The 1,110-nt window shown below is 59.5% G+C and carries 1 protein-coding gene and 3 tRNA genes; all 4 read left to right on the forward strand.

Annotation, left to right across the window (positions count from 1 at the left end; all coding sequences use genetic code 11):
* Positions 1 to 336: 336 nt before the first annotated feature.
* Positions 337 to 422: transfer RNA gene (locus FHX60_RS27540), tRNA-Tyr, on the forward strand.
* A gap of 51 nt (positions 423 to 473) precedes the next feature.
* Positions 474 to 547 (forward strand) — tRNA-Gly (locus FHX60_RS27545).
* A 39-nt stretch (positions 548 to 586) separates the two neighbouring features.
* A tRNA-Thr gene (locus FHX60_RS27550) sits at positions 587 to 661 on the forward strand.
* A gap of 45 nt (positions 662 to 706) precedes the next feature.
* Positions 707 to 1,110 (forward strand): GTP-binding protein (locus FHX60_RS27555; protein ID WP_183285193.1); only part of this gene is annotated, 404 nt, incomplete at its 3' end.

Raw genomic sequence — 1,110 nt, forward strand, 5'->3', positions numbered from 1 at the left:
ATGATAGTGCGGATTCCCGTGTGAAAGTAGGTCATCGCCAGGCTCTTATTCTGCAAAACCCCTCGACAGCGTGTGCTGCGAGGGGTTTTTGCTTTTCTGTCGCTCGTTCGAAGCGGCGCCGAGCAGCTCCGCCAGGCCGCTCCAGAGCTGCCAGGAGCTGCTCTGCAAAGCCCCTATAGGGTGAGAACGCAGAAATCTAAACTGCGCTTGTGGGAGCGGTCAGGCAGCGCCAGACGACACGCCGGAACGCCCTCCCGATTCCTTGGCAGCACAGCATCCGCAACGGAAAGTGCTTGACAGGAGCGGCGAGGAAGCCCATAATCGATAGTTCTCTGCGGAGAGGTGCCCGAGTGGCTAAAGGGGGCAGACTGTAAATCTGTTGGCTTACGCCTACGCTGGTTCGAATCCAGCCCTCTCCACCAGAATGCAAGACAGCAGCCGGCAATGCCGGTGAAGAAGCAGGAAAGACCCAGGCGGGTGTAGCTCAATGGTAGAGCAGAAGCCTTCCAAGCTTACGACGAGGGTTCGATTCCCTTCACCCGCTCCAGTCGCGCGGTTGCTGTCATAAAGTAATACGTCTAGTTTCGCCCATGTGGCTCAGTGGTAGAGCACTCCCTTGGTAAGGGAGAGGTCGGCAGTTCGATCCTGCCCATGGGCACCAAATACCACGCACTGGCAATATCGCTACCGAGACAGGAGTCGCGAAATGGCAAAGGAAAAGTTCGAGCGGACCAAGCCGCACGTGAACGTTGGTACGATTGGTCACGTTGACCATGGCAAGACCACGCTGACCGCAGCGATCGCCACGGTGCTGGCAGCGAAGTTCGGTGGTGCGGCCAAGAAGTACGACGAAATCGACGCAGCGCCGGAAGAAAAGGCCCGCGGTATTACCATCAATACCGCCCACGTCGAATACGAGACGGCCAACCGCCACTACGCGCACGTTGACTGCCCGGGCCACGCCGACTACGTGAAGAACATGATCACGGGTGCCGCCCAGATGGACGGCGCGATCCTGGTGTGCTCGGCCGCTGACGGCCCGATGCCGCAGACCCGCGAGCACATCCTGCTGGCCCGCCAGGTTGGCGTGCCGTACATCATCGTGTTCCT

This window comes from Cupriavidus alkaliphilus (genome assembly GCF_014191175.1).
Taxonomy (GTDB): domain Bacteria; phylum Pseudomonadota; class Gammaproteobacteria; order Burkholderiales; family Burkholderiaceae; genus Cupriavidus; species Cupriavidus alkaliphilus.